At 65.5% G+C, this 22,218-nt stretch carries 24 protein-coding genes; 12 read left to right on the top strand and 12 right to left on the bottom strand.

Features of this window, described 5'->3' with window-relative positions:
* Positions 1–45: 45 nt before the first annotated feature.
* Together ACOI1H_RS01735 and ACOI1H_RS01730 are read right to left on the bottom strand one after the other, a co-directional pair.
* Positions 46–909, bottom strand: a complete 864-nt coding sequence (locus ACOI1H_RS01735) for an FAD:protein FMN transferase (protein WP_422434988.1) — start codon at positions 907–909, stop codon at positions 46–48.
* A gap of 179 nt (positions 910–1,088) precedes the next feature.
* Entirely contained in the window at positions 1,089–2,969 is a 1,881-nt protein-coding gene (locus tag ACOI1H_RS01730; RefSeq protein ID WP_422434987.1) for a 4Fe-4S binding protein, read from the bottom strand.
* Positions 2,970–3,077: 108 nt separating this feature from the next.
* On the opposite strand from ACOI1H_RS01730, the gene ACOI1H_RS01725 reads away from it, so the two are divergent.
* On the top strand, positions 3,078–3,893 hold the full coding sequence (locus ACOI1H_RS01725) for an ABC transporter permease (RefSeq protein WP_422434986.1): 816 nt from the start codon (positions 3,078–3,080) through the stop codon (positions 3,891–3,893).
* A gap of 16 nt (positions 3,894–3,909) precedes the next feature.
* On the opposite strand, the gene ACOI1H_RS01720 is transcribed toward ACOI1H_RS01725, so the two are convergent.
* From ACOI1H_RS01720 to ACOI1H_RS01710, 3 genes are all read right to left on the bottom strand, one after another.
* A complete protein-coding gene (locus ACOI1H_RS01720) occupies positions 3,910–4,260 on the bottom strand; it encodes a hypothetical protein (protein WP_422434985.1) in 351 nt (116 codons plus the stop codon).
* Between the two features lie 251 nt (positions 4,261–4,511).
* Complete coding sequence (gene rbsD, locus ACOI1H_RS01715) at positions 4,512–4,883, bottom strand: D-ribose pyranase (protein WP_422434984.1); 372 nt, start codon at positions 4,881–4,883, stop codon at positions 4,512–4,514.
* Entirely contained in the window at positions 4,880–5,635 is a 756-nt protein-coding gene (locus tag ACOI1H_RS01710; RefSeq protein ID WP_422434983.1) for an alpha/beta fold hydrolase, read from the bottom strand. The genes rbsD and ACOI1H_RS01710 overlap by 4 nt, the downstream gene beginning before the upstream one ends.
* Here ACOI1H_RS01710 and ACOI1H_RS01705 point away from each other — a divergent pair.
* Complete coding sequence (locus ACOI1H_RS01705; protein ID WP_422434982.1) at positions 5,615–6,085, top strand: hypothetical protein; 471 nt, start codon at positions 5,615–5,617, stop codon at positions 6,083–6,085. The genes ACOI1H_RS01710 and ACOI1H_RS01705 overlap by 21 nt on opposite strands.
* A 104-nt stretch (positions 6,086–6,189) precedes the next feature.
* On the opposite strand, the gene ACOI1H_RS01700 is transcribed toward ACOI1H_RS01705, so the two are convergent.
* Positions 6,190–6,840 carry a DsbA family oxidoreductase gene (locus ACOI1H_RS01700; RefSeq protein ID WP_422434981.1) on the bottom strand — a complete coding sequence of 217 codons (651 nt, stop codon included), beginning with the start codon at positions 6,838–6,840 and terminating at the stop codon, positions 6,190–6,192.
* Between the two features lie 121 nt (positions 6,841–6,961).
* On the opposite strand from ACOI1H_RS01700, the gene ACOI1H_RS01695 reads away from it, so the two are divergent.
* Positions 6,962–7,330, top strand: coding sequence for a VOC family protein (locus ACOI1H_RS01695; RefSeq protein WP_422434980.1), 369 nt, complete (start codon positions 6,962–6,964; stop codon positions 7,328–7,330).
* A 44-nt stretch (positions 7,331–7,374) separates the two neighbouring features.
* On the opposite strand, the gene glyA is transcribed toward ACOI1H_RS01695, so the two are convergent.
* Positions 7,375–8,670, bottom strand: coding sequence for a serine hydroxymethyltransferase (gene glyA, locus ACOI1H_RS01690; protein ID WP_422434979.1), 1,296 nt, complete (start codon positions 8,668–8,670; stop codon positions 7,375–7,377).
* 180 nt (positions 8,671–8,850) lie between these two features.
* Here glyA and ACOI1H_RS01685 point away from each other — a divergent pair, with 180 nt between their 5' ends.
* Together ACOI1H_RS01685 and ACOI1H_RS01680 are read left to right on the top strand one after the other, a co-directional pair.
* The gene (locus ACOI1H_RS01685; protein ID WP_422434978.1) at positions 8,851–9,615 is read left to right on the top strand and encodes an NAD kinase; all 765 of its coding nucleotides are present in this window, start codon (positions 8,851–8,853) and stop codon (positions 9,613–9,615) included.
* A gap of 109 nt (positions 9,616–9,724) precedes the next feature.
* Positions 9,725–9,907: a CsbD family protein gene (locus ACOI1H_RS01680; protein WP_422434977.1), complete on the top strand. Its 183-nt coding sequence runs from the start codon at positions 9,725–9,727 to the stop codon at positions 9,905–9,907.
* Positions 9,908–10,299: 392 nt separating this feature from the next.
* On the opposite strand, the gene ACOI1H_RS01675 is transcribed toward ACOI1H_RS01680, so the two are convergent.
* From ACOI1H_RS01675 to ACOI1H_RS01665, 3 genes are all read right to left on the bottom strand, one after another.
* On the bottom strand, positions 10,300–12,192 hold the full coding sequence (locus ACOI1H_RS01675; RefSeq protein ID WP_422434994.1) for a propionyl-CoA synthetase: 1,893 nt from the start codon (positions 12,190–12,192) through the stop codon (positions 10,300–10,302).
* Positions 12,193–12,450: 258 nt separating this feature from the next.
* Complete coding sequence (locus ACOI1H_RS01670; protein ID WP_422434976.1) at positions 12,451–14,745, bottom strand: NADP-dependent malic enzyme; 2,295 nt, start codon at positions 14,743–14,745, stop codon at positions 12,451–12,453.
* A 65-nt stretch (positions 14,746–14,810) separates the two neighbouring features.
* The gene (locus ACOI1H_RS01665; protein ID WP_422434975.1) at positions 14,811–15,032 is read right to left on the bottom strand and encodes a DUF3072 domain-containing protein; all 222 of its coding nucleotides are present in this window, start codon (positions 15,030–15,032) and stop codon (positions 14,811–14,813) included.
* 94 nt (positions 15,033–15,126) lie between these two features.
* Between ACOI1H_RS01665 and ACOI1H_RS01660 the strand changes: the two genes are divergently transcribed.
* Both ACOI1H_RS01660 and ACOI1H_RS01655 read left to right on the top strand, forming a co-directional pair.
* Positions 15,127–16,203 carry a cupin domain-containing protein gene (locus ACOI1H_RS01660; RefSeq protein WP_422434993.1) on the top strand — a complete coding sequence of 359 codons (1,077 nt, stop codon included), beginning with the start codon at positions 15,127–15,129 and terminating at the stop codon, positions 16,201–16,203.
* A 66-nt stretch (positions 16,204–16,269) separates the two neighbouring features.
* Complete coding sequence (locus ACOI1H_RS01655) at positions 16,270–17,073, top strand: hypothetical protein (RefSeq protein ID WP_422434974.1); 804 nt, start codon at positions 16,270–16,272, stop codon at positions 17,071–17,073.
* Positions 17,074–17,107: 34 nt separating this feature from the next.
* Here ACOI1H_RS01655 and ACOI1H_RS01650 read toward each other — a convergent pair whose 3' ends face one another.
* Together ACOI1H_RS01650 and ACOI1H_RS01645 are read right to left on the bottom strand one after the other, a co-directional pair.
* Complete coding sequence (locus tag ACOI1H_RS01650; RefSeq protein WP_422434973.1) at positions 17,108–17,290, bottom strand: hypothetical protein; 183 nt, start codon at positions 17,288–17,290, stop codon at positions 17,108–17,110.
* 24 nt (positions 17,291–17,314) lie between these two features.
* Complete coding sequence (locus ACOI1H_RS01645; protein WP_422434972.1) at positions 17,315–17,527, bottom strand: DUF3072 domain-containing protein; 213 nt, start codon at positions 17,525–17,527, stop codon at positions 17,315–17,317.
* 119 nt (positions 17,528–17,646) lie between these two features.
* Between ACOI1H_RS01645 and ACOI1H_RS01640 the strand changes: the two genes are divergently transcribed.
* Genes ACOI1H_RS01640 through upp form a run of 5 tightly spaced genes read left to right on the top strand, consistent with a single transcriptional unit; the run spans position 17,647 to position 22,172 of the window.
* Complete coding sequence (locus tag ACOI1H_RS01640; protein ID WP_422434971.1) at positions 17,647–18,063, top strand: cytidine deaminase; 417 nt, start codon at positions 17,647–17,649, stop codon at positions 18,061–18,063.
* A 3-nt stretch (positions 18,064–18,066) separates the two neighbouring features.
* Positions 18,067–19,368, top strand: coding sequence for a thymidine phosphorylase (locus ACOI1H_RS01635; protein WP_422434970.1), 1,302 nt, complete (start codon positions 18,067–18,069; stop codon positions 19,366–19,368).
* Position 19,369: 1 nt separating this feature from the next.
* The gene (locus tag ACOI1H_RS01630) at positions 19,370–20,545 is read left to right on the top strand and encodes a phosphopentomutase (protein ID WP_422434969.1); all 1,176 of its coding nucleotides are present in this window, start codon (positions 19,370–19,372) and stop codon (positions 20,543–20,545) included.
* Positions 20,542–21,528: an adenosine deaminase gene (locus tag ACOI1H_RS01625; RefSeq protein ID WP_422434968.1), complete on the top strand. Its 987-nt coding sequence runs from the start codon at positions 20,542–20,544 to the stop codon at positions 21,526–21,528. The genes ACOI1H_RS01630 and ACOI1H_RS01625 overlap by 4 nt, the downstream gene beginning before the upstream one ends.
* Entirely contained in the window at positions 21,525–22,172 is a 648-nt protein-coding gene (gene upp / locus ACOI1H_RS01620; RefSeq protein WP_422434967.1) for a uracil phosphoribosyltransferase, read from the top strand. Before ACOI1H_RS01625 ends, upp begins: the two co-directional genes overlap by 4 nt.
* The last annotated feature ends 46 nt before the right edge of the window (positions 22,173–22,218 follow it).

Raw genomic sequence — 22,218 nt, 5'->3', positions numbered from 1 at the left:
AGGGCAGTGAAGTGCCCCCGTCGCAGCGATGCGGCGGAGGCCTTTTCATGCGGTGGTCAGGTTGCCATCCCTGTCGATCAGTCGCGCTTGCGTATCGGGCAGGCGGGCGAGGGTCGCGCGGATCGCGTCCCGGTCCATCAGGCAGAATGCAGTGGAGAGCGCGTCGGCCATCGTGGCCGTGGGTGCGGTCACGCTGACCGTGGACCAGAGCGGGGCTACGCCGTCGCTGGACAGGATATGTGACCGGCCGCCTACGCTGAGGGCGGCAGGGCTGGAGGTCGCGATGGCGCGGCCGGTCAGCGGCGTCTGCGCCAGTGTGCCGAAGGTCGGGTCATCCACGGCCACGCGCCAAGGCCCCCCGAGCGCCCGGTATTCGCCGATGTTGACCAGCGCATGGGTGAAGCCCGCCGCCGCCAGTGCGGTCGTCACGACGTCGGTGGCAAAGCCCTGTGCTATGCCGTTGAAGGTCAGGGCCTGGCCGGGGGCGAGGGTGATGCGGTCGGCGGTCAGCGTGACGCGGTCCCAGCCGATCAGTCGTCGTGCCGTGTCGATGTCGCCGCCGGTCGCGAGGGCGGACCAGAGCGGTTGGACCGTCGGATCGAAGCGACCCTGCGTGAGGAGGAAGGCGTCGTCTGCGATGTGACAAAGGGTCAGCATCTCTGGCGGCGGCGCGACCAATGTGCCGCTGTCGTTCAACTCTGTCAGTAGCGATGTCTGGTAGAGGCTGAACAGCGCTTCCATCCGGGTCAGCGTCGTGCGGACCTGTGCCAGTGCCGCATCGGCACCCGGTCCGGTCAGCGTGACCGAAACATCGGCCCCCAGGGCCGTTCCCTGCCAGATGGAAGCCTGCGCGCCACGCGGGCAGACGAGGGCGGCGGCGGTCAGGGTCAGGAAGCGACGACGTTTCATGCGGCGCGCCTTCGGTCGCGGGCGGCGAGGACCAAGGGCACGCATCGCGCCGGGTCGTCGTGGATCGCCACACAGTCAAGGCACTGGAAACATTCGTCGTACTGGATCTCTCCGGTCCTTTTGATCGCTCCGTAATTGCATTTGACGCGGCACAACTGGCAAGGCGATCCGCAGTCCGCTCAGCGCGGAATCCACGACCGCGTGCGGATCATGCCACCGATCGCCATGACCGCGCCCAGGGGGCAGACATAGCGGCAGAAGCCCTTGAACGTCACCATGCCAAGCACCAGCCAGAAGGCGGCATAGACGACATAATACCAGTCGCGCACGAAGAAGACGGTGATCGCGGTCTTGAAAGGCTCGATCTCTGCGACCTTGTCGGTGCTGTCGGGTGCGATGAAGATGGTGGCGACGAGGCCCGCGAGGAGGACATACTTGACGCGTTTCAGGCGCTGATCCCACTGGCGCGACGGTTCCCACCGGGGCAGGCGCAACAGGCGGCCCAGATGATGCGCGAATTCCTGAAGCGCACCGAAGGGGCAAAGCCAGCCGCAGAACAGGCCGCGTCCCCACAGCACAAAGCCTGCGATCGCGACGATCCAGATCAGCGTGCCGAAGGGGTCGTAGGCCAGGAAATTGAACGAGCCGCCAAAGACGGCCGTCCGGATCACGCCAAGGACGGTGACGATGGACAACTGCCCTTGCCCCCACCATCCGACAAAGCCCAGCACGACGGCAAGGATCGACAGGCGGACGGGGGTAAAGGCGGTGAGGGCCGCAAAGCGGGTTTGCCCCGGTCCCAGAACCAGCAGAAGCCCCGCAAGGAATACCCCCAGCACGACCAGATCGGTCTGGCGGTTGCGCACGGCACCTTCAAAAGGGCTTTCCGGCAACTCTTGCGCGGGGCGCAGATAAAAGCGTTCGGGCGTCGCATGGGTCGCCGTCAGTGTGGCCTGTCCGACCTGCGGCATGAACTGGCCATGTTCGCGGATCGCCTGCACGTTCAGCGTCCATTCGCGTGTGGGATCGAAGCCGAGACGGCGGTCGGTGCGCAGGATGATCGCGGTGCCGTCGGGGGCACCCGGGGCCAGCGTGACGAAAAGGTCGGCGTCGCGCAGCGCGATGGGCAGTCCGTCCTGTTCCGCCGACAGCCAGTCGGGCGAGGTGTTGCGCACGAAATCGGGTGACACGAGGCCGTGGCGGCCCGCGTCGATCAGCAGGATCGGTTCATCCGTGGCGCTGATGCGCTGGAACGCCTGCAATTCACGCAGGCTCTGCGCGCCAAGGGCAGCTGCGGCAATGGACGGCGCACCGATGTCGACGATGTAGAGGTCGAGGTAGACGCCATCCGGATCGGCCTGCGCCTCGGGGTCGTCCGTCGCAAAGACCGTGCCGGCGAAGGCGTCATTCACCTCCTTGTTCAGGACGGTCTTGCGCGTGACCAGCCCTTGCGCCATCAGCGCGTCCCAGTCGAGGTCCTCAGTGTAGTCAGGGTTCGGGTAGGCGGGCGGAGCAGAGGCCACGCCCTGCATCTTTTCGCGCGCCACGGCGCGGGTGGCGGCCAGGATGCTTTCGTGGGCGATGCGGATGCTGGCGGTCGCCTTGGTCACGCCGTCCAGATACACCAGCGCCGACCCGTCGCCAGCACCGCCGTAGGGGGTGCCGACGACAAGGCTCTGGTTGATCGACAGGCCGCGATACTGCTCGAAGAACTTGCGCAGCGGTGCCTCTCCCAACCCGGACACGAAGATCGGTTCGTTGTGTGAGATCAGCTTGACGTCCATGAAGGTGCCATTCAGGTCCAGCATGACGAAGATGTTGATCGGCGCACCGGAAAAGCCGGGCAGGGGGGCCATTTCTTCGGTCTCGAACACGTAGCCAGCGACGGCTCCACCGGAATTGAGAAGCGCCCACACGCCCTTGTCGTTGATCGGCTCTCCGATGCTGAAGGGCGGGGTGACGAAGGGTGCGAGGTCGGCCTTCGCCAGTTGCGCGCGACCGGTCTGCGGGCTGGCGAACACCGCCAGACAGATCATCAGACACGACAGCAAGGTTCGCACGGCTCCACCCATGGGGCGACAGTAGGAACATGCGCCTGTGCAAGACATAAGACCAAAGTCGCGAGGTCAGGAGGGCGGGCGTTGACGATGCGGTGGGCAGGCCCCACCATGACGACGGAGGAGACGGATTTGCACAATCGACTGGCCACGACCGCGATCACGCTAGCGTCCCTGCTGGCGCTGACCTTGCTGTGGGCCCTGGCCGCGTGGTGGATCGACACGCCGCGCACGTTTCCCGCACCGCTCCGCGTCGGTGCGATCATGTGGGCCGAGGCGCTGAACGGCAAGTTACTGCATCATCTGGTCCCGACGCTGGTGCGGGTGGCACTGGCATTCGGCATCTCGATGGTCGTGGGCGTCGTACTGGGGGTGATGCTGGGAACGATGCCGCGCCTGAACCGCTGGCTTGACCCTTGGGTCGTCGTCGCGCTGAACATCCCGGCGCTCGTGGTGATCGTCATGTGCTACCTCTGGATCGGGCTGAACGAGACGGCCGCGATCGTCGCCGTCAGCTTCAACAAGACTGCGACCGTGATCGTCACGGTGCGTGAAGGCGCGCGGGCGCTGGACCGCCCGCTGAAGGAGATGGCGCAGGTCTTTGGTCTGTCGCGCATCGACCGCCTGCGGCATGTCGTGATCCCGCAATTGGCTCCCTACCTGTCGGCGGCGGCGCGCAACGGTCTTGCGATCATCTGGAAGCTGGTGCTGGTGGTCGAATTCCTGGGCAGGCCCGACGGGATCGGATTTCAGATCCACCTTTATTTCCAGCTGTTCGAGGTCCCCTTTGTGATGGCCTACGCGCTGTCCTTCATCGTCGTGATGCTGGGGATCGAATACGGGATCATGCAGCAGATCGAAGGGCGGGCGACGCGGTGGCGGCGCACCGTGGCGCTGGACCGCACCGTGGATCGCACGTTCGCCTGACCGCATGGCGCCTGCATCAGCTGCGTTCGAAGGAAACCGCGAAGATCAGTGTCGCAAAGAAAGCATAGACGGCATTCACGCTGAGCACGAAGGTCCAAGGGGCCGCGGCACCGAAGACGAGGATTGCGAGCAGTGACGGGATGACCGTCAGGGCGACCAGCGCCAAGATCCACGCGCCAAGATCTGCGCGGCGGGCAAAGATCGGGATCAGCAGCAGGGCGACCACGACTGCCACGGCATGGCGGCCCCATGACAGGATCAGCGGCATCACCTCGGCCCCCGCCACGATGTTGACCGCGATGGCGTTGGCAATGGTGCCGATGATCCCGGCGATGGCGACGATGATCAGATTGCGAAGTGTGAACATGAGGGCCTTCCTGTGCGAAGCCAGCCCAACGCGGGCGACATTCCCGTGTCGTCGAAGCGGGTTACGCAGCTTAACGCATGTCAAATGACAAACGTTCCGCGACTGCGACGGACCCCGGACCGGACTGCGTTGAATAGGCCACACCGCAAAGGAGACGTTCCCGTGCCAACCGTTCCCTCCGTCGTCGTCGTCTTGCTGGGCGGTCTGTCGCTGGCCGCCCTCCTGACCTCGACCCTGACCGCGTCGGTGACCTAGAACGTCACGCCCGCAGAAAGTGCGATGTTGGCGTAGGGCGTGATCTCTCCCGTCCGCACTACCGCGCGGGCAGTGCGGCTTTCGGTCTTGAAGGTGTCGTGCGGCACCAATCGCGGCGGTAGCGGGGCAAGGGCGCGCAGGGCGGCCGACGCTTCGTTCGCCATGGCGCAGGATTCGACCTGCATCTCGGACAGCACGGCATCCAGCACCTGCGCGAAGGTCGGCACGCCGTGGGTGACGGCCAGATCGATGCAGGGCACGCCCGGCGGCGCCGGCAACCCGGCATCGCCGATGACCAGCAGGTCGCCGTGCCCCAGCGACGCCACGAGGCTGGCCAGATCGGCGTGCAGCAGGCCGGATTTCTTCATGTGGCGGGTTCCAGGAATTGCTGCACGGCGGCGGCGACCGCGCGGGGTTGTTCGGCGTGCAGCCAGTGTCCGGCACCGTCCACCGTCTGAATCGTGGCGTCCGGGAACAGGGCGCGGATCGCGGTCTCTGCGCTGTCGGGCACGTAGGTCGAATTGCCGCCGCGCAGGAACAGGGTGGGACCATCGAACGTCCCTGACGGATCGGGCCAGCCGACGATCCTTGCCATGTCCTGAGACAACACGGACAGGTTCAGCTTCCACCGGCGGTTCTGAAGGTCGAGGCTTTGCAAGAGGAAGGTCGCGGTCGCGTCGTCGATATCCATCTGCGCCTGCGCGTCGCGGCGGCTTTCGATCCGGTCAAGATCGACGCCCCGCATCGCGTTCAGCGGGCCGTCCTGCGTGTGATCGTAGGCGATAGGGGCGATGTCGGCCACGATCAGGCGGTTCACCAGATCGGGCCGGGTCAGGGCCAGCATCATCGCGGCCTTGCCTCCCATCGAATGGCCCAGCACGTCGACGGGTGTGCCGATTTCCTCGATCACTTCGGCCAGGTCGGCGGCCATGTCGGGATAGGTGTGACTGTCCATCCATGGGCTGTCGCCGTGATTGCGCATGTCGACGGCCACGACCTGCCGCGTGTCCGACAGCCGCTTCGCGATGACACCCCAGTTGCGGGCAGAGCCGAAAAGGCCGTGGACGATCAGTAGCGGCGGTCGGTCGGTCGGTGCGCCGTGGGTCAGCGTGTTCAGCATATCGCGGGCCTGTCGTTCGGTGGCATGGAATGCGCGCTGGGACTTGAGGGCGCGACAGTCCATCGCTACCACAGCCACATGGCCGCTGACACCCTTTCGCGCAAGATCGCCCGCATCCGCGCCCTGCTGGACGCGCGTCTTGGCCTGCGCGCACCGACGCTTGAACAGCAGGCGGGCAAGGTCGGACGCACCTTGCCGCGCGGCGTGATCCGCGACCTGCGCGCCGTGGTGCGGGCGGATGTGGCACAGGGGCATCCTCGGCTGGGGCGGATGATGGATACCTTGCCCGTGGCACAGGCCGCCGACCGGGTCGAGGCGCATCTGAAGACCATCGATCCGAAGGAACGGCGCAAGACGGCTGTCTTGCGCACGCTTGCCAAATGGTCGGCACTGGGGATTGCGGTCTTCGTGGCGGTCGTCTGGATGCTGCGGGCGCAGGGCCGGATCTGAAATGAGGATCGAACCGGCGGAGCCGGGCCGATCCGTGGGGGCTCTGCCCCCACCCCCCCGAGATATTTTCGACGAGAAGAAGGGCAGGAAAAAGGGGCATCCGGTCAGGTGCCTGCCTTCATCTCTTGAAGTTGGCCGAGAATGCGGGCGTAGTTGTCCGCGCCCTGCGCCCCGGTCACAAGATGCTTGCGATCAAAGATGATCGCGGGGACGCCGGTGATGCCCTGCTGTTGCCAGAACCGTTCTTCGACCCGCACCTGTTCGGCGTGGCGCTGATCGGCCAGCACCGCAAGCGCCTCTTCGGCGTCGAGGCCGGTTTCAACGGCCACGGCCACCAGGACCGTCGGATCGGACAGATTGCGGCCATCGGTGAAATGCGCGGTGAAGAGCGCCTGTTTCAGGTCATGCCCACGCCACTGCGTGTCGGCCCAGTGGATCAGTTGATGTGCGTTGAAGGTGTTGTGCATCCGGCTGTCGTCGGTGAAGGCGAACGTGAAATCGAGGCTGCCGCCCAATGCCGTCAGCCGGTCGCGGTTGGCCTGGCTGTCCGCGCGGGTGGAGCCGTATTTCTCCATGATGTGGACGGTTATGTTCTGTCCCTCCGGACCCATATCCGGATTCAGCTCGAACGGGTGCCAGTGCAGGTCGTAGGCGATGCCGGTTGCATCCAGCGCCTGTTCAAGCTGGCGGTAGCCGACGATACACCAGGGGCAGACCACGTCAGAGACGATGTCGATCCGCAGAGGTTCGGTCATGGGATGTGGCCTTTCATGGGTGGGGCATCCTTCAGGTGGGGCGGCGGGCCCGCCTGATCAAGGTCGCGTTGGGTGCTGACGTGATCCGTGCTAGACTGCGACGCATCTGGGGAGGGCGATCATGGTGAAGGTCACGGGCATCGGGGGCTTCTTCTTTCGGGCGACGGATCCGGACGGATTGGCGGCATGGTATGACGCGAGGTTCGGCATCTTGCCGGTCCCGCAGGACTACGATGCGGCAGGGTGGATGCAAGAGGCCGGGCCAACGGTCTTTGCGCCCTTCAAGCAGGACACGACCTACTTCGGCCGGCCTGAACAGGCCTGGATGCTGAACCTGCGGGTGCGTGATCTGGATGCGGCCGTCACGGAGCTTCAAGCGGCCGGGGTGGCGGTGACGGTCGATCCAGAGACCTACCCCAACGGTCGCTTTGCGCGGCTGCACGACCCCGAAGGCAACCCCATCGAGTTGTGGGAGCCGCGGGAGGCCTAGCTGACGTGGCTTGGCCGCCGCGGATGCGACGGCCATGGGCATTCTCAGAGATTCGGATAGATCGGGAAACGGTCACAGAGCGTTTCGACCTCGGCACGGACCTTGTTTTCAACCTCCGCGTTGCCGTCCTCGCCGTTGGCGGCAAGGCCGTCGACGACTTCGACAATCCATCGCCCGATCTGGCGGAATTCTTCCTCTGCAAAGCCGCGAGTCGTCCCGGCAGGAGAGCCGAGGCGCACCCCGGAGGTGATCGTCGGCTTTTCGGTGTCGAAGGGGATGCCGTTCTTGTTGCAAGTGATGTGGGCGCGACCCAATGCGGCCTCGGTCGCCTTGCCGTTCACGCCCTTGGGGCGCAGATCGACCAGCATCAGGTGCGTGTCGGTGCCGCCGGTGACGATGTCGACGCCGCCCTTCATCAGCTCGTCCGCCAGCGCCTGCGCGTTGACCACGACCTGCTTCTGGTAGTCCTTGAAGCCGGGGCGCAGGGCTTCACCGAAGGCCACGGCCTTGCCGGCAATGACGTGCATCAAGGGGCCCCCCTGGATGCCCGGAAAGATGGCGGAGTTCACCTTCTTCGCGATGCCTTCGTCGTTGGTCAGGATCATGCCGCCGCGCGGGCCGCGCAGGGTCTTGTGCGTCGTCGTGGTGGCGACATGGGCGTGCGGGAAGGGCGAGGGGTAGAGCCCCGCCGCCACAAGGCCCGCGAAATGTGCCATGTCCACCATCAGGTAAGCCCCGACAGAGTCGGCGATGGCGCGCATCCGGGCAAAGTCGATGATGCGCGGAATGGCAGAGCCGCCGGCGATGATCATCTTGGGCGCATGTTCGGCAGCCAGTTCCGCGACCTGATCGTAGTCCAGTTCCAGATCCTGCGCGCGCACCCCGTACTGGATCGCGTTGAACCACTTGCCCGACTGGTTCGGCTTGGCCCCGTGGGTCAGGTGGCCGCCTGCATCGAGGCTCATGCCGAGGATCGTGTCGCCTGGGGACAGCAGCGCCTGGAACACGCCCTGGTTGGCCTGGCTGCCGGAATTCGGCTGCACATTGGCAAAGTTACAGGCGAAGAGCTGTTTCGCACGGTCGATGGCCAGGTTCTCGGCCACGTCGACATGTTCGCAGCCGCCGTAATAGCGCTTGCCGGGGTAACCTTCGGCATATTTGTTCGTCATCACGCCGCCCTGCGCTTCCATCACCGCGGCAGAGACGATGTTCTCGGAGGCGATCAACTCGATCTCCTTGCGCTGACGGCCGAGTTCGGCGGTCATCGCGGCGGCGATCTCGGGATCGCGGGTCGCAAGGGATTCGGTGAAGAAGCCGTCGTCGCGGGTCGGGGCGTTCATGGCTGTTCCTTTCGGGCCAGGTGACGTGATTGGCGCCCTTCTACGCCAAAGCGCGCCACGTCAAAAGCGGCAAAACGACACTTTCAAGGTGCGCAACGGTGGCGGGCCGCGCCGATGGTGTGCTTGCGTTTCGGATGGGAACCGTTGACAAAACCCGGTGAAACCTAAGGAAATTGCCTGATGCCCCGACTGCGGATCGCCTTCTTGGCCAGCCAAGCCCCCATCGCCGAGGCGGCGCTGGCCGAACTGTCGGCACATCACGGCAATGTGGCGCCGCAGGATGCGCAATTCATCGTGGCGTTGGGGGGCGATGGTTTCATGTTGCAGACCCTGCATGCGACCGAATATCTGGATGCGCCGGTCTATGGCATGAACCGCGGCACGGTCGGGTTCCTGATGAACGAGTATCATGACCACGACCTGATCCAGCGGCTGCAGGACGCCGAGGAAGAGATCATCAATCCCCTGTCGATGACGGCGCTGGCGGCGGACGGGTCGATGCATTCCGCCCTCGCGATCAACGAGGTGTCCTTGCTGCGTGCCGGGCCGCAGGCGGCCAAGCTGCGGATCACCGTGGATGGGAAGTTGCGGATGCCGGAACTGGTCTGCGACGGGGCACTGGTCTGCACGCCTGCGGGGTCCACCGCCTACAACTACTCGGCGCACGGGCCGATCCTGCCGATCGGATCGGACGTGCTTGCGCTGACCGCGATGGCGGCGTTCCGGCCCCGGCGCTGGCGTGGCGCGTTGCTGCCGAAAAAGGCGGTCGTGCGCATCGATGTGCTGAACCCGGAAAAGCGGCCCGTCATGGCAGACGCTGACGGCAAGGCCGTCCGCGACGTCGTCAGCGTGGAAATCCGGTCAGATCCCACGATCCGGCACCGCATCCTGTTCGACCCCGGCCACGGGCTGGAGGAACGCTTGTTCCAGGAACAGTTCTCGTAACGAAACGGCGGCGGGACCGGGAACCATTTCCCCCGCGCGGGGTTTACTCTCCACAGGGGATGGCCAGGATCATCATGGTCAAGGCCCCGTTATAACAGGAGATTTTCCTTTGGGCGAACTGACAGACAAAGCCAAGGCCACAGGAAACAAGATCGCCGGTGGTACCAAGGAAGCATTTGGCAAAGCCACCGACAATGAGCGCCTTGAGTCAGAGGGTAAAGCCCAGCAGGCAAAGGGCGACGTACAGAAAGCCACCGGCACCGTAAAGGGTGCCTTGGGCGACGATATTTAAACGGTTCCCTTTTTATGATTGGAAAGCCTCGTCCGCGCAAGCGGGCGGGGTTTTTTATGGCGCGGGGTTGTCCTTCTGCGTTTGCGCATCCCGCGCCTGCTGCCGGCGCTGAAAGTTGTCCCAGACGTCCATGCGTCCCTTCTGGCGCGCGTCCGCCAGCCACAACTTTTGGATCGCTGCCGGGTCTTGCGGTGTCGTTGTTTTGATCGCTTCTCAATCAGGATGACGAGGACGACGACAACGACCAAGAGCAGGCCGACGACAAATTTTCACCCAATGTCAGCCCGTTGACCAATGACAGGTCAACTGACGGCGTGACTGCCTCATTTGCCTAAACATATCACGCTGCCCGGACCGGTCGGAGCCCACGCAGAGCAAAGCATGCCATGCGCCTACGCCCCGCCATACCCCAATGGTTTCAATGCCACGCGGATCTCGTCCAGAATCGCCGGGTCGTCGATGGTGGCTGGCATCTTGAAGTCGGCGTTGTCGGCGATACTGACCATCGTGCGGCGCAGGATCTTGCCGGACCGGGTCTTGGGCAGGCGGTCGACCACGGCGACAAGCTTGAAGGCGGCGACGGGGCCGATCTCCTCGCGGACCATGCGGATGCAGTCCTTGACGATATCGGCGTCCGTGCGGCTGGTGCCCTTGTTCGTGCAGACGAACCCCATCGGCAACTGGCCCTTCAGATGGTCCGAGACGCCGATCACCGCACATTCGGCGACATCGGGGTGGTTGGCCAGGATTTCTTCCATCGCACCCGTGGACAGGCGGTGGCCGGCCACGTTGATCACGTCGTCGGTGCGGGCCATGACGTAAAGGTAGCCGTCCGCGTCCATCAGCCCGGCGTCGCCGGTCTCGTAGTAGCCGGGGAAGGTGGTCAGGTAGGCCTTGATGTAGCGATCCTCTGCCTTCCAGAGCGTCGGCAGGGTGCCGGGCGGCAGCGGCAGTTTGATCGCAATGGCCCCGAGCGTACCACGCGGCACCTCGTGTCCGCCTTCGTCGAGGATGCGAATGTCGTAGCCGGGCAGGGCAACCGTCGGCGATCCGATCTTGACGGGCAGCGCCTCGATCCCGGCGGGGTTGGCAACCATCGGCCAGCCGGATTCGGTCTGCCACCAGTGGTCATAGACCGGCACCTGCATGACATTCTGCGCCCAGATGATCGTGTCCGGGTCCGCACGTTCCCCCGCAAGATAGAGCGCGCGCAGCGAGGTGATGTCGTAATCCTTGATCAATTCGCCCTTCGGGTCGTCGCGCTTGATCGCGCGGAACGCGGTGGGCGCGGTGAAGAAGCTGCGCACCTTGTGGTCCTGGATGACGCGCCAGAAGGTGCCGGCATCGGGGGTGCCGACGGGCTTGCCTTCGAACACGACGGTGGTGTTGCCGTGGATCAGCGGGGCGTAGCAGATATAGCTGTGACCGACGACCCACCCCACGTCCGAGGCGGCCCAGAAGACATCGCCCGGATCGACGTTGTAGACGTTCTTCATCGACCAGTTGAGCGCCACGAGGTGCCCGGCGGTGGGACGCACGACACCCTTGGGCGCGCCGGTGGTGCCGGAGGTGTAGAGGATGTAGACCGGGTGGTCGCCCGCGACGGGCACGCAGTCAGCGGGAGTGACGCCCTGCTGGACGTTGTGCCAGTCGTGATCGAAGCCTTCGGTCATCTCGGCCTGCATCTGGGGGCGTTGCAATATGATGGTGAAGTCGACCTTGTGTTTCGCCTGCGCGATGGCGCCGTCGATCAGCGGCTTGTAGGCGACGGTGCGCCCCGGTTCCAACCCGCAGGAGGCGCCGATGATCGCCTTCGGCGTCGCATCGTCGATGCGGACGGCAAGTTCATGCGCCGCGAAGCCGCCGAACACGACCGAATGAACTGCCCCGATCCGCGTGCAGGCGAGCATGGCGACCAGCGCCTCTGGCACCATCGGCATGTAGATGATGACGCGGTCGCCCAGTCCGATCCCCTTGTCGCGCAGCGCCCCGGCGAACAGCGCGGTGGCGTCCCGCAATTCGCGGTAGGTCATGCGGCTGACGCTGTGCGTCATCGGACTGTCGTGGATGATGGCGACCTGATCGGCGCGTCCGTTTGCGACATGGCGGTCGACGGCATTGTGACAGGTGTTCACCTGCGCATCGGCAAACCAGCTGTAGATCGGGGCGCGGCTGTCGTCGAGCGCGCGGGACGGGGGCGTGACCCAATCGATGGCGCGGGCCTGCTCCATCCAGAACGCTTCGGGATCGTCCCGCCAGCTTTGGTAGATGTCAGCGTAGGTCATCATGCCGTCCTCCCAAACGTCGCTGGAACAGGGATAGAAGTGCCGCCTGGCTCGGGCAAGAGGCTGGGTCGGAATGCCGGCGGTGCGGTGTGAATTTCTTGACACTTCACACGCGGGATCGGCCTTGCGGGCCGACTGGAGGCGCTGCCTTCAGACCTTTGAGATATTTCCGACCAGAAGAACCACAGAGTCCGGCACATGGATGTGATTTAGGAATACTGCTGAAGATTGCAGGCGGCCACGAGGCTGCCTCTTGCGCTAGCCATAATGGGCGACCGGTGTGCCTGCGATGGCGGACATGTTCAGCAATCCGCGCGCCGTGATGGACGGTGTGACGATATGCGCGCGGTTGCCCATGCCCATCAGGATCGGTCCCACCTCGAGCGCGTTTCCTTTCATCTTGAGGATGTTGCGCACGCCTGACGCCGCATCGGCGTTGGCGAAGACGAGGCAGTTCGCCGCGCCGTCCAGATGCGCGTCCGGGAAGATCCGGTTGCGCAGATCGACGTCGAGGGCGGAGTCGATGTGCATTTCCCCCTCGAAGCTGAAATCGCGTGGCTTTGCGTGCAGGATGTCCATCGCGGCCCGCATCCGGCGACCGGAGTTGCTGTCCATGTTGCCGAACTGACTGTGCGAGCACAGGGCGATTTTCGGCTCCACCCCGAAGCGGCGGATGTGGCGGGCGGCCCCGATCACGGTTTCCGCAATCTGCTCTGGCGTCGGTTCCTCGTGGACCTGGGTGTCCGCGATGAACAGGCTGCCGGTTTCCAGGATCATCAGCGACAGCGCCGCCACCGGGTGAAGTTGCGTGTTTCCAAGGATTTGCTGGATGTACTTCAGGTGCCAGAGGAACTGGCCGAAAGTGCCGCAGATCAGGGAATCCGCCTCGTTCCGGTGGACCATGACGGCACCGATGGCGGTCGTGTTGGTCCGCATGATCGCGCGGGCAAGGTCGGGTGTGACACCCTTGCGGGCCATGATCTCGTGGTAGGTGCCCCAGTAGTCGCGGTAGCGGGGATCGTTTTCCGGGTTCACGATCTTGAAGTCGATGTCAGGCCGGATGTCGAGCCCGGCCCGTTCGCAGCGCGCAGCGATGACATCGGGGCGGCCGATCAGGATCGGCACTTCCGTCGTTTCCTCCATCACGGCCTGTGCCGCGCGCAGGACGCGCTCGTCCTCGCCTTCGGCAAAGACGATCCGGCGCGACGCGGTGCGCGCCGCCTCGAACACCGGGCGCATGATGAAGGCGGACTTGAAGACCGAGGCGTCGAGTTGCCGCTTGTAGGCATCGAGGTCCGCAATGGGCCGCGTAGCGACGCCGGTTTCGCAGGCTGCGCGCGCGACAGCAGAGGCCACAACGCCGATCAGGCGCGGATCGAACGGTTTCGGGATCAGGTAGTCCGGCCCGAAGGTCAGTTGCTCGCCCTTGTAGGCGGCGGCAGCCTCTGCACTCGTCGTGGCGCGGGCCATGGCGGCGATGCCTTCGATGCAGGCGATCTTCATCTCGTCGTTGATCGTGGTGGCGCCGGCATCCAGCGCACCGCGAAAGATGAAGGGGAAACACAGCACGTTGTTGACCTGATTTGGGAAATCAGACCGGCCAGTTGCGATGATGGCGCGCGGGTTCACGGCGCGGGCGGCGTCGGGGTCGATTTCCGGGTTCGGATTGGCCAGTGCGAAGATGATCGGCACGTCGGCCATCCGGCCCACCATCTCGGGCGTCAGCACGCCGGGACCAGACAGGCCGAGGAACACGTCGGCCCCTTCTATCACGTCGAGCAGGCTGCGCGGTTCGTCGCCCTGAGCGTATTCCGCCTTCTCGTCGGTCATGTCCAGATCGCGTCCCGTGTAGACGAGGCCCTGCAGGTCGCACAGGTAAACGTTGCGCCGCTGGACACCCAGTTTCAGCAGCATGTTCAGGCAGGCGATACCGGCGGCGCCGCCGCCTGTGGACACGACCTTTACATCCGCGAAGTCCTTCTGCGCGATCCGCAGGGCGTTCGTGATCCCCGCCCCAACGACGATGGCGGTGCCGTGCTGGTCGTCGTGAAAGACGGGGATGTTCATCCGCTCGCGGCAGATCCTCTCCACGACGAAACAATCGGGTGCCTTGATGTCTTCGAGGTTGATCGCACCGAAGGTCGGTTCCAGTGCGCAGACAATCTCGGCCAGTTTCACGGGGTCCGGTTCGTTTAGCTCGATATCGAAGCAGTCGATGTTGGCGAATTTCTTGAACAGGACCGCCTTGCCTTCCATCACGGGCTTGGACGCCAGCGCCCCGATGTTCCCCAGTCCCAGCACGGCAGTGCCATTGGTCACCACGCCGACAAGGTTGCCGCGCGTGGTATAGTCGCGTGCGGTGTCGGGATCGCGCTTGATCTCGAGGCAGGCTTCGGCGACGCCCGGCGAGTAGGCACGCGACAGGTCGCGACCATTCGCCAAGGGCTTGGTCGCCCGGATCTCGAGCTTGCCGGGCTTGGGAAACTGGTGATAATCCAGCGCGGCCCTGCGCAGGCTGTCAGATGGCGTATCGTCCTTGTCGGCGGGGGTCATGGCCGGGCGGTCCTGTCAGTGAAACTGGTTCACCCCTAAACCATCCCGGCCAGCGGGACCAGCGGTCAGGCCCCGCGTCCGGTCTTTTCCTGAAGCGCATCGATACGCTTGCTGGCCTCGGCCTTGGTCATCTTCGGGTCGAATGCCTCGCCCGCCTCTTCGCACAGGGTCTGCAGGTAACTGGCCTGCGCGCCGGTCATGGCTTCGTCGCCCGTCACCCAGTCGTCGACGGGCTTGTCGGCGTTGCCGGGTGCGTCGGTCTTGGGGTGGCTCAGATCATCGGTCATGGAACGTCCTTTCATGATATGTTCACACAATGTTCCGAACGCGGAATTGTTCCCACTTGCGGGCGGGACGGTCCCGGGATTTGATGAAAGGATGATGGATGACAAGATGATGGCAGAGGTCTGCCTGCCGACCACCGACTTGACCGGCGATCTGGGATTCTTCAGTGGCGTGCTGGGGATGCGGATGCTGTCGATCTTTCCCGCCGACGATCCGGCCGTGGCCGTCTTTGGCGGTCATGGCCTGCGGGTGCGGCTGGAACGCGGGCAGGGCGCGCCGGGCCGGTTGCGGATTCTGACCGACATGCCCTTTGCGGACGGAGCGGACCGTCTGGTCAGCCCCGGCGGCACCGTGGTCGATGTGGCAGGGTTGACGCAGATCGTGCAACGGCCGCCGACGCAGCACCGTTTCGTGGTGCGCCGACTCGCGGATCAGGCCCCCTGGGTGATCGGGCGGGCGGGGATGCAGTATCGCGACCTGATCCCGGACCGGCTGGGCGGGTCGATCATCGCGTCCCATATCCGCATCCCCGACGGCGGGCCGGTGCCGGACACAGTGCATTTTCACCGCGTCGGGTTTCAACTGATCTTCTGCTATCGCGGCTGGGTCGACGTGGTTTACGAAGATCAGGGCGGTCTGATCCGGCTATCGGCGGGCGATTGCGTGATCCAGCCCCCCGAGATCCGGCATCGCGTGCTGGAGGCGTCGGACGGCATCGAGGTGATCGAGATCGGCGTCCCCGCGGAGCACCTGACCGAGATCGACCACGACCTGACCCTGCCGACTCCCGATCTGCGCCCCGATCGCCGCTGGCAGGGGCAAAGATTCGTGCATTCGCGCGCGCAGGATGCGGTCTGGCGCGCGTCCGGCTGGTCCGGCCTTGTGGCGCGGGACACCGGCATCAGCGATGGCACGCAGGGTGTCGCAGGTGTGCGCGTGCTGCGGCGCGGTGGCGGTCCGACCGCCCCGATGCGGCACGACGCGGACATCCATTTCACCTTCGTCATGGACGGCACATGCCGGCTGCAGGCCGAAGGTCAGGACGCCCGCGACCTATCGGCGGGCGACGCCTTCGTCAGTCCGCCGGGCATGGCCGTCTGTCTTGCCGCGCCGTCGGACGATCTGGAATTGCTGGAAGTGACATTGCCGGGGAAGGTCGCGCTGACGACCTGACGCAGCCAACGAATTATCAACTTCTGTCCCGCAGGGTCGACGTCGATGCAACGACGAGGGACCCCAATGACGCCGTTCAGACAACTGTCTTTGCTGTTGGTCCTGCTGGGACTGGTGATCGCCGTGCCGAACGACGCCCCGACGGATGCCATGTCGCTCGCGTCGCGGGCCCCCTTGCTGGGCAATCAGGTCGCGATGGTGTCGCTGACGCCAAGGGCAGAGACCGCGACCGTGGACCGCCCGATCGCCAGCCTGTTCGTTGGGGACGCGGGACGCAGTTTCTTTGCGCCCTATCCGGCCCGGCAGCGCAAGGCTCCGCAGACCGGGTTCGCGACCGACGTGGAACGCGGAAGCTATGCGGGTTCTGATTATCTGGCGATTCTGGGCGGCGGTGGCCCGGCGGACCGGGTCCGCCACCTGATCGCTGCGGCAGAGGCGGGGCGGCAGGGTTACGACGCGGTGCAATACGGTGCAAGAATCAAGCCCGGCAAGCGCCCCACCGACATGACCGTCGCAGAGGTGTTTGCCTGGATCAAGGCGACGCCCGGCCAGCCGCACGCCATCGGTCGTTACCAGTTCATTCCGTCGACGCTGCGCCGACTGGTCGACATCACCGGCCTCGATCCTCGCGCGCGATTCGACCCGCAGGTGCAGGACGCGCTGGCGGATGTCCTGTTGGCCGAAGCGGGATTTCACGAGGCGCGTAACGGACGTCTCAGCCGGCGGGCCTTCATGAACAATCTCGCCAAGATCTGGGCCGGCCTGCCGACGTCGAGTGGCCAAAGCCATTATCATGGTTACGCTGGTAACCGCGCCACGATGACCTGGGCGCGGTTCGATGCGGAAATGGCGACGATCTTTCCGGGGTAACGCGGTGGACGTACGATCGCCTCGCCTGCGACAGTCAGTCCTGACCGGTTCTGTCTTCGACCTGACGCGACAGACGCGCAATCATCTCGTCAGCCCGATCAGAGGTCATCTGGTCGCTGAACGGATGCCCGGTCAAGTCGCACAGTTCCTGCAGGATGATCGCCTGTTCGCCGTTCATCATGTGGTGGTCTTCGGTCATGTTGGGACCTTCGGGCATGATACGTCCTTTCCGCGGTGCGGGTCAGAGGTTCTGATTGGTGTTGAGGCTGTCGCGCAGCTCCTCGATGCGGTCCAGCGCCTCTCTCTGTGTCAGGCTGGCATTGAACGGTTCGCTCGCTTCCTCGCACAGCGCGCGCAGCAGATCGGCCTGATCGCCGGTCATCGGGCTGTCCGAGCTATCGGGCGTACCTGGTTCGCGGTCGGACATCTCTGGGGTGACGGTGGGGGGGATCATGGACGCCTCCTGTTCATGTGTCGGGTCAACGCGGGGTCATGCGACACGGTTCCCGGCTCACGTCTTGCATCCGGCGTCACGGGGCTTCACTGTTGTGCGAACCGCCGGAGAATCCCCCCATGTCCCACCCCGATCCCGCCACCGCAGACCTGATCGCGGCCGCAACAGCTGTGCGTGAAAATGCGCACGCGCCCTATTCCCGGTTCAAAGTGGGTGCCGCGATCCGCACGGCGGACGGGCGCACCTTCGTCGGGTGCAACGTCGAAAACGTGGCCTATCCCGAAGGCACCTGCGCCGAGGCTGGGGCCATCGCCGCGATGTGCGCCGCCGGTGCGCGCGACGTGGCGGCCGTGGCTGTCATCGCCGACAGTCCGCAACCGGTCAGCCCCTGCGGCGGCTGTCGGCAGAAACTGGCGGAATTCAGTGCCGGCGACGTCCGCGTGACCCTGACGACGCTGGACGGCACCACGCTGGAAACGACGGTCGCGGCCCTGCTTCCGGGTGCCTTCGACCAGGACTACATGAGCAGGGTCTGAGCCATGGATGCACGGGCCATCATCACGCAGGTGCGCCGCGGGCGGACGCCTGCCGCAATCGATCTTGCCGCATTTGCGCAGGGGCTCGCCTCGGGTGCCGTCTCTGACGCGCAGGCCGGGGCCTTTGCCATGGCGGTCTGCCTGAAAGGGCTGGACGGCGCGGGCCGCGTGGCCCTGACCGCGGCGATGCGCGACAGCGGCGACGTGCTGGGCTGGGACATGACCGGGCCGGTGATCGACAAGCATTCGACGGGCGGGGTCGGCGACTGCGTGTCGCTGATCCTCGCGCCCATGCTGGCCGCCTGCGGGGCCTACGTTCCGATGATTTCGGGCCGGGGGCTGGGGCACACGGGCGGCACGCTGGACAAGCTCGAATCGATCCCCGGCGTCTGCGTCGACGTGACAGAGGCGCGGTTGCGCGCCATCGTGGCCGACGTGGGCTGCGCCATCGTCAGCGCCAACGCCCGGATCGCCCCCGCCGATGCCCGGCTTTATGCGGTGCGCGACGTGACGGCGACGGTCGATTCCATCGACCTGATCACCGCCTCGATCCTGTCCAAGAAGCTGGCTGCGGGCCTTGGCGCGCTGGTGCTGGACGTGAAGGTCGGCAGTGGAGCCTTCATGAAGACGCGCGCCGACGCGACAGCACTGGCCCGCGCGCTGGTCGATACCGCACGCGGTGCCGGTTGCCCGACGGTCGCCGTGCTGTCCGACATGAGCCAACCGCTGGCCCCCAGCCTTGGCAATGCGACCGAACTCGCCGTCTGCATGGAGGTTCTGTCGGGCCACCCGGAGGCCGCGCCCCGCCTGGTCACGCTGGCCCTCGCGCTGGGGTGCGAGGCATTGGGGCTGGCCGGCTGGCCAGAGGACAAGGCCCGCGCCGCCCTGGAACGCAGCCTGGCCGACGGTGCCGCAATGGACCGCTTTGCGCGGATGATCGCCGCACTGGGCGGGCCGCCCGACATGGACCAGGACTGGCGCACCCATCTCCCGCAGGCCCCCGTGACCCTGCCGGTCATCGCCGCGACCGCAGGCCACATCGCCGCCATCGACGGCGAGGCGTTAGGCCTGACCGTCGTGGCCCTTGGCGGTGGGCGCCGGCGCGAGGGGGACCGCATCGACGCTGCGGTCGGCCTGACCGAGGTGCTGGACCTTGGCACCGCTGTCGCGCCGGGCGATCCGCTGGCCGTCGTGCAGGCGCGCACGCAGGCGGCGGCAGAAGCCGCACGCGACGCGGTCGCCGCTGCCATCACCATCGGGTCGGCACCTCCGCCGGCCCCGCTCATTCTCGACAGGATTTCCTGACATGACACGTGCATTTCTGGTCGTCATCGACTCGGTCGGCATCGGCGGCGCGCCCGATGCTGACGCCTTCTTCAACGGCACCCTGCCCGACACCGGAGCAAATACGGTGGCGCATATCGCGCAGGACACAACGCTGCGCCTGCCGGTGCTGGACGCGCTGGGCCTCGGGGCCGCCGTGCGTCTGGCCAGCGGTGACGCGACGCCGGGGCTGGACACGGTGCCGACCGGTGCCTGGGGTGCCGCGACCGAGGTCAGCCCCGGCAAGGACACGCCATCCGGCCACTGGGAACTGGCGGGCGTGCCCGTGCCCTGGGACTGGACCTATTTTCCGAACACGCAGCCGGCCTTGCCCGACGATCTGACGGCGCTGATCTGCGAAAAGGCCAGGACGGACGGCATCCTGGGCAACTGCCACGCCAGCGGCACCGCGATCATCGACACTCACGCGGCCGCGCACATGCAGACCGGCTGGCCGATCGTCTACACTTCGGCCGACTCCGTGTTGCAGATCGCAGCGCACGAGGAAACCTTCGGGCTGGAGAGGTTGCTGACCCTGTGCAAGGATCTCGCCCCGTATGTCCACGCGATGAAGGTCGGCCGCGTGATCGCGCGGCCCTTCGTCGGGCAGGACGGCACCTTTGACCGCACGCCCAACCGCAAGGATTTCGCCATCGCGACCCCCGGCTCCACGATTTGCGATGATGCGCAGGCGGCGGGGCGGCGGGTTCATGCGGTCGGCAAGATCGGCGACATCTTCTCGATGCGCGGCATCGACGAGGTGCGCAAGGGCAGCGACCGGACGCTGATGGGGCATCTGTCCGACCTCGTGGACGCGGCAGAGGAGGGGTCTCTGACCTTCGCCAACTTCGTCGAATTCGACAGCGTCTATGGCCACCGCCGCGACATTCCGGGCTATGCCGGGCATCTGGCGTGGTTCGATGCGGCGCTGGGCGACCTGCTGCCGCGCCTGCGCGACGGCGATCTGCTGATCGTCACGGCGGATCACGGCAATGATCCGAGCTGGCCCGGCACGGACCACACCCGCGAACGGGTGCCGGTGCTGGTGCATGGCATGGGCGCGCGCGAACTGGGGCTGGTGGCCTTCGTCGATGTCGCCGCCAGCGTGGCCGACCATCTGGGCATCGCCCATACCGGACCCGGAAAGTCGTTCCTGTGAGCCTGCGTGACCTGCCCAAAGTCGAACTGCACCTGCACCTCGAAGGGGCCGCACCGCCCGACTTCATCAAGGGCCTTGCCAAGGAAAAGCGGATGCGGTTGGAAGGCATCTTCGACGCCGACGGCGGCTATGTCTTTCGGGATTTCGCGCATTTCCTGAAGGTCTATGACGAGGCCTGCACCGTCCTGACCGGGCCAGAGGAATTCTATCGCCTGACCCGCGCCGTCCTGACCGAAAGCGCGTTCCACGGCGTCATCTACACCGAGGCGTTCCTGTCGCCCGACTTCTGCGGTGGCGGCGACCTGATCGCGTGGCGGGATTATCTGGCCGCCATTGCGCAGGCGGCGGCGGACGCGGAACGTGACGAAGGCATCGTGATGCGCGGCATCGCCACCGCTGTGCGCCACCACGGACGCGATGCCTGCCGCAAGGCGGCCCGCGTGGCAGCAGAGACGAAGGGCGATTTCCTGACCGGCTTCGGCATCGCGGGGGCCGAGCTGGAGGGCCGCCCCGGCGATTTCGCCTGGAGCTTCGATCTGGCCCGCGAGGCGGGTCTGCGCCTGACCGCCCACGCCGGCGAATGGGGCGACCCCCTGCGCATCAGGGAAACGCTGGCGCTGGGCGTCGAACGGCTGGGTCACGGCATCCGTGCGATCGAGGACCCGCGCCTTGTCGACGATCTGGCCGAGCGTGGCATCACGCTGGAGGTCTGTCCGGGGTCCAATGTGGTGCTGCAAGCCGTCGGAGGATGGGAGGCGCACCCGATCGAAAAACTGCGTGACGCGGGCGTGTCGGTCACGGTGTCGACCGACGATCCGCCGTTCTTTCACACCACGATGACGGCCGAGTATGAAGGGTTGCGGCGCACATTCGGCTGGCAGAATGCCGATTTCCGCGACCTGAATGTCGCCGCGATGAACGCCGCCTTCTGTGACGTCGCGACCCGCGACGCAATCCTCAAGCGATTGGAGCCCACCGCATGACCGACCCTGCCCACGATGGACATCTGACCCATGTGACCCACCCGCTGGTGCAGCACAAGCTGACGCTGATGCGCCGCAAGGAGACCTCGACGGCCGGGTTCCGCCAGTTACTGCGCGAGATCAGCCAGCTTCTGGCCTATGAGGTCACGCGCAACCTGCCCATGACGACCGAACGGATCGAGACGCCGATGCAGGCGATGGACGCGCCGGTGCTGGACGGCAAGAAACTGGTGCTGGTGTCGATCCTGCGAGCGGGCAACGGTTTGCTGGACGGCATCCTCGAACTCGTGCCGTCGGCGCGGGTGGGTTTCGTTGGGCTGTATCGTGACGAGGAAACGCTGCAACCGGTGCAATACTATTTCAAGGTGCCGCAAGCGCTGGAAGATCGCATGGTGATCGCCGTCGATCCGATGCTGGCGACCGGTAATTCATCCGTCGCGGCCATCGACCTGCTGAAAAAGGCGGGGGCCACGAACATTCGGTTCCTCTGCCTGCTGGCCGCCCCCGAAGGCATCGCCCGTATGAAAGAGGCGCATCCCGATGTGCCCATCGTCACAGCGGCGGTAGACGAACGCCTGAACGAGCATGGATATATTGTTCCCGGACTAGGGGATGCGGGCGACCGGATGTTCGGCACCAAATAGGGCGTAGCCGCGGCAGTAATCACTTTACTTGCTGGGTATTGTTTGC

Origin of the sequence: Loktanella sp. DJP18 (assembly GCF_049310965.1) — a bacterium.
In the GTDB taxonomy this organism is placed as follows: Bacteria; Pseudomonadota; Alphaproteobacteria; order Rhodobacterales; family Rhodobacteraceae; genus Loktanella.
This window is presented reverse-complemented; position numbering and strand designations above follow the sequence as displayed.